This window comes from Candidatus Dadabacteria bacterium (assembly GCA_026705445.1).
Lineage (GTDB): Bacteria > Desulfobacterota_D > UBA1144 > Nemesobacterales > Nemesobacteraceae > Nemesobacter.
The window spans coordinates 1-4,548 of sequence record JAPPAR010000033.1 but is presented as its reverse complement, the minus strand read 5'-3'; the positions used below and the strand labels follow the sequence as shown (position 1 = coordinate 4,548).

Sequence of the window (4,548 nt, the reverse complement as noted above, 5' to 3'; positions counted from 1 at the left end):
GGGAAGAGTTCGGTTGTGTCTGAGCTGTGTTCGTGGAGGGAGTGAAATCCGGATTTGTAGTCTGAATATGTTGATAGGGGAGGTTTTTAGTTATGGGAGAGTTGCGTGCTGTTTTGGGGGCAGTGCAATACGGAATGCAATTCCTGGACAATAAAGTTCAAGTGAAGCTTAAATTTCATAGCGATTTCTTTTTTTAAGATTCCTCCCTGGGTTTTTCTTCTTAACATCTCCTTCTACGCGGCGTCCGGAAGAGTTTTCCTGAACTCCTTGTCAAACAGCTCTCCTTTTTCCAGGATGACGCGGGCGACGAACAAAAGACGGTCGCACACGGTACGAACGGATCTGCAGTAACCATGACCCCTTTTCCGAAGCTCTTCGTATTTGGCCCTGCTTACCGGATCATTGATTACCGCTACTCCGCCCAGAATATGAAACGCGGCCGAGAGACTCCTGCACACAGCCCTTCGTTTGACGACCAGCTTTGTCTTGCCCGATTGTCTCGTCACCGGAGCCACACCCCCAAGACATCGGATCGCTTTGAAGTCCCGACGGCCCACAAGACTCCATGCCTCGGCAATAAGTGTAGCGAGCACCACGGTTCCCACGCCGGGCATGGAGCGGAGAATCTCAATATCTGTAGGCCCCTCGGCCTTAAGCTTTTCGTTCATGGTCTCTATAATCTTCTCTATGGAGTCTTTGATTTCCCCGAGCTGACGGTCTGCCACCTTCAAACGTTCGACAACCGACCTTATATACAAGACGCAGCTACCCACGGTCGCGTCGCTTACGTTTATTCTTTCAGCCCGCAGTATCCTGAGCGCTCCCTCGGCGTCAATACGTCTCACCCTGTTGCGCTTGAGAATCTTGTTGACCGTTTGGGCTCTTTTCCCCTTTGCCGCGCCAGGACAGGGGACAAGCTCCCAAAGCTCAAGATGCCATGGCCTTACGGTACTGCCGAGAAGCTCTTCAAACTGGGGATAATACCTCCACAGCAGTGCACGGAAACGGTTCACAAGGCGTGTGCGTTCTCTTGTGAGTTCTTCCCTCGTTCTGGTGAGTTCCCGCAGAACTATGACGTCCGGGTTCTGCGGTTCAACGCGGCGGAAGCGTCTGCGGTCCGTGCGCAGCGCAGACGCAAGAACCAGGGCGTCTTTTCTGTCATCCTTGGCTCCCGAGACGCAGAACCTGTCTCTGAAGCGGTCAAGCTGCTTGGGATTTACGGAATAAACCATAAAACCCTGTTCACATAGACTTTCCACCACGGGGCCGTGGTTCACCTCTATGGCAACGGCCATGTCACAGGAATCAGAACCTGAGACCTTCTGTATCCACTGAGACATTTCAAAAAGACCGGTTCCCGTGTGTCTGAAGCTTTTTCCTTCGACAACGGAACCTTCATTGTCAATGACGCAGACCTGGTGGGAGTTTTTCCCCCAGTCTATGCCCGCAAAAAATAGAGATTCAAGATTGTTGTAAACTAATACCTCCATGTGAATTCGGGTTTGCCGTGATGCGTGACAGAACCAGTAGGGGTGCTGAATGGCGCAAACTTCCTGTTGGGCATTTATCACGGTGCTTGACCGAGGCGCTTGTCCTAAATAGGTGCTCAATGGCACAGTTAAAATTAGGCAGCTCTCGGTCAGGCAACCCGTGAATTTAATTATAAATTCGATTTTTGTTCTTTTCGCTTGATTCAAGCTTTTTAGAATGGTACTGGTAAATCACGGCTGCTGACCCTCAAAACCCTCCCATATCCCTATGTGGTGAGAAATGCGGGATCCTTTTGTTCTGAATTTCTCTCTTATGCGGTTTCGGCCCGGCGGTCGGTCCAGTTGATATCAGTCAAGAACAAGTCCCGGCAGGTCGGAATGCGGCGCGGGAGCCGGATTGATCGAGAGTCTCCCTTCCTGGGAGCTTTTCGCAGATGATCCCTGGATCATGGCTGAATCCGAGGAAGGACACATGTCGTCAGCCTGGTAAGCCAGTGCGGTTTTAAGAAGGCTTTCCTCCGGGTCGCCGAGCTGGTGTTCATAATCATTGTCTGCGACGGAGCAGTCCGGCGAGAACCCGTCATCATAGTCAGCCGCGCCGCGGTCGTTTACCACCCTAAACTCAATGGAGAAATACGTTGTGCCGCAGTTGTCCCGCGGGATAAAGCCGTGATATTTGCCGCATGTTGCGGTGCCGATCACTATCACGTCAACATCAACCCCCATCAGGCTGTTGATTATCAGCTCGCTCGCGGAGCAGGTGCTTGCGCTTGTGAGAACGAAAAGCCGGGAAAGATCAAGCGTCGGCAGGGTGGCTGAGTTGAAAGATGTGGCGAATGGATAAGACGCATCTTTTTTTTTGTCGTTGTATTCGATTTTCGCGAAGGTTTTGCCGTTTCCTGCGGACCCGGCTATCATGGAGGTGATTAGTTGCGCTATACTGATTGCTCCTCCCCCGTTATAGCGGAGATCAAGCACGAGATCGTCAATTTCGGTTCCCTGAACGAAACTGTTCACGGCATTTATCAGAGGCTGCGCGGCAGTGGAGATATGGCTGTTAAACAGCATGTAGCCGACACGGTCTCCACCGGATGTTGTAATGACTTTTACTTCCTGAACCGGACTCACCGTTACTGTGCCCGCGGTCATCGGAACGGACCGTTCCTGGGAGGATGCGCCGGGATCCTTGACCGTGAAGGTATGGTTGTCGCCGGAAGATGGGTTAAGGGCGCTGTTTAACGCAGCTACTTCCACCGCGTCTGTGGTATTCACAAGGTCAATTCCGTCGATTCCGAGAATCTCTGTGCCGCGAAGGAGATTGACGCTGGATGCGGTTGCTGGTGAATTCGGTTCGGTGCGCAGTACTATTACCTTTCGCGGAACAGTAGCTCTCAGCACCCTGAATACAGCGCCGTATCCCGCCTCAACTCCTTGTTGCGAGAACTGGTTGTATTCTGCGGTAGATTGCGAGAAGTGGAACCTGTCTTTGGGTTTTCCGGAAGAAGTGGTTTGCGATGTTTTCATCAGATCGAAGTATTCAGGCGTAGTGCAACATGTCGGATTCATGTCCACAATCTCGTCATACCAGAGATAGATTTCGTGGCTCCAGGAGCGAAGCCAGTTGTTTTCATCCGTTCTTGTGCCCTGAACAGTTGCGTTCTTGTTAAAGGCCACCGAGGGGTTCGCGCAGAGGTGGCGAAAATTCTTGCTGGGGCAGAAAGCATCCTTTTGCCAGGGTTCGTCGGTAGTGGAGCAGGGGTCAGGCGGATCGGTTGTTGAGGGCGGATCGGTTGGCGTGGGTGGGCTGGTTGGCGTGGGTGGGCTGGTTGGCGTGGGTGGGCTGGTTGGCGTGGGTGGGCTGGTTGGCGTGGGTGGGCTGGTTGGCGTGGGTGGGCTGGTTGGCGTGGGTGGGCTGGTTGGCGTGGGCGCCGGTGGATTTTCCTTCAGGTTTTCCTCGCCCCCCCCGCATCCCGCGAAACCGAGGACATTAGCCAGAATCAGAAATGACCCCAGAAAACCTGAAGCGAACAAATGTCTCAGACGACTTTTCTTTTTTCTGGGAGCAGCATATCTGTCGGCGGAATCTGGTCTTCCCATCGAGGTTCCTTACATGCGGTTTTGAGAAATTTCAGACCCTGTAAGCAGAGGCAGTGTTTCAGCCGCTTTGCCCATTAAGCTTACGTCATAGAGACCCGTGCCTGGAGTTCTTTCAATGTTGATCTCAACCACAGGCTTTTCGCTTTTTTTTGCTATGAGCCCCATTGATGCCGCCGGTTCGACCACTCCCGAGGTCCCCACTATGAGAAGGAGATCGCACTGCTCTATGGCGAACAGACACCTGTCTATTCTCTCCATCGGGATTATTTCTCCGAACAACACGGTGTTCGGCCTCATTACCGCGTCGCAGGCGTCGCACTTAGGGGGAAGTTCCGGAATAGGTGCCTGGTAGTTTTTCTCCACTTTTTCGCATTCGGTGCATTTGATTTCCCAGAGGCTCCCGTGAAGTTCTATTACGTTTCGTGTCCCGGCCGCGAAGTGAAGACCGTCTACGTTTTGCGTTATGAGCGTGAAATCCTTTTTTTCCTTCTCAAGAGCGGTTATCGCGAAGTGGCCAGGATTAGGTTTGGCGTTTTTCATTATAGCCCTTCTTGAGTCATACCACTCCCACACCAACTTGGGATTTCTAAAAAAGGCCTCTGGCGTTGCAAGTTCGTGGGGGTCGTAATTCCTCCAGAGCCCTTCTTCTCCCCTGTATGTGGGGATACCGCTTTCAGCCGAGATTCCCGCCCCTGTAAGGACGACGATTTCGTTGGAATTGGTTACGAATTCGTATGCTTTTGCGATCTCTTTTTCCATGCTTTGACAACTTGGAATAAATTAACCGTTTTATAGGCACTTCTAAAAATACCCTTCCAGTTAAACTTCAAACAATAGTAATATACTCTCACCCCCCCCCCCGTCAAATTACAGGGTGGCTGTGTGTGTGGATACAAAACAATGCCGGAGGAAGGAAAGTGGAACAGCTGGATTTCGGAGAAGGGGACAGGTACGTGAGACT

4 protein-coding genes are annotated in these 4,548 nt (G+C 51.9%); 1 reads left to right on the top strand and 3 read right to left on the bottom strand.

Annotated elements, in window-relative coordinates; genetic code table 11:
- Positions 1-233: 233 nt before the first annotated feature.
- Positions 234-1,490, bottom strand: coding sequence for an IS110 family transposase (locus tag OXG75_06885; GenBank protein ID MCY3625696.1), 1,257 nt, complete (start codon positions 1,488-1,490; stop codon positions 234-236).
- A gap of 348 nt (positions 1,491-1,838) precedes the next feature.
- A complete protein-coding gene (locus tag OXG75_06880; GenBank protein ID MCY3625695.1) occupies positions 1,839-3,164 on the bottom strand; it encodes a S41 family peptidase in 1,326 nt (441 codons plus the stop codon).
- A gap of 31 nt (positions 3,165-3,195) precedes the next feature.
- Here OXG75_06880 and OXG75_06875 point away from each other — a divergent pair, with 31 nt between their 5' ends.
- Positions 3,196-3,612: a hypothetical protein gene (locus OXG75_06875; GenBank protein ID MCY3625694.1), complete on the top strand. Its 417-nt coding sequence runs from the start codon at positions 3,196-3,198 to the stop codon at positions 3,610-3,612.
- Here OXG75_06875 and OXG75_06870 read toward each other — a convergent pair.
- On the bottom strand, positions 3,597-4,346 hold the full coding sequence (locus tag OXG75_06870) for an NAD-dependent deacylase (GenBank protein MCY3625693.1): 750 nt from the start codon (positions 4,344-4,346) through the stop codon (positions 3,597-3,599). The two genes, OXG75_06875 and OXG75_06870, sit on opposite strands and share 16 nt — an antisense overlap.
- Positions 4,347-4,548: the final 202 nt, after the last annotated feature.

Coding starts and splice junctions, on each gene's coding strand:
- OXG75_06885 (MCY3625696.1), bottom strand. CDS start 1,490: ATGGAGGTATTAGTTTACAACAATCTTGAATCTCTATTTTTTGCGGGC.
- OXG75_06870 (MCY3625693.1), bottom strand. CDS start 4,346: ATGGAAAAAGAGATCGCAAAAGCATACGAATTCGTAACCAATTCCAAC.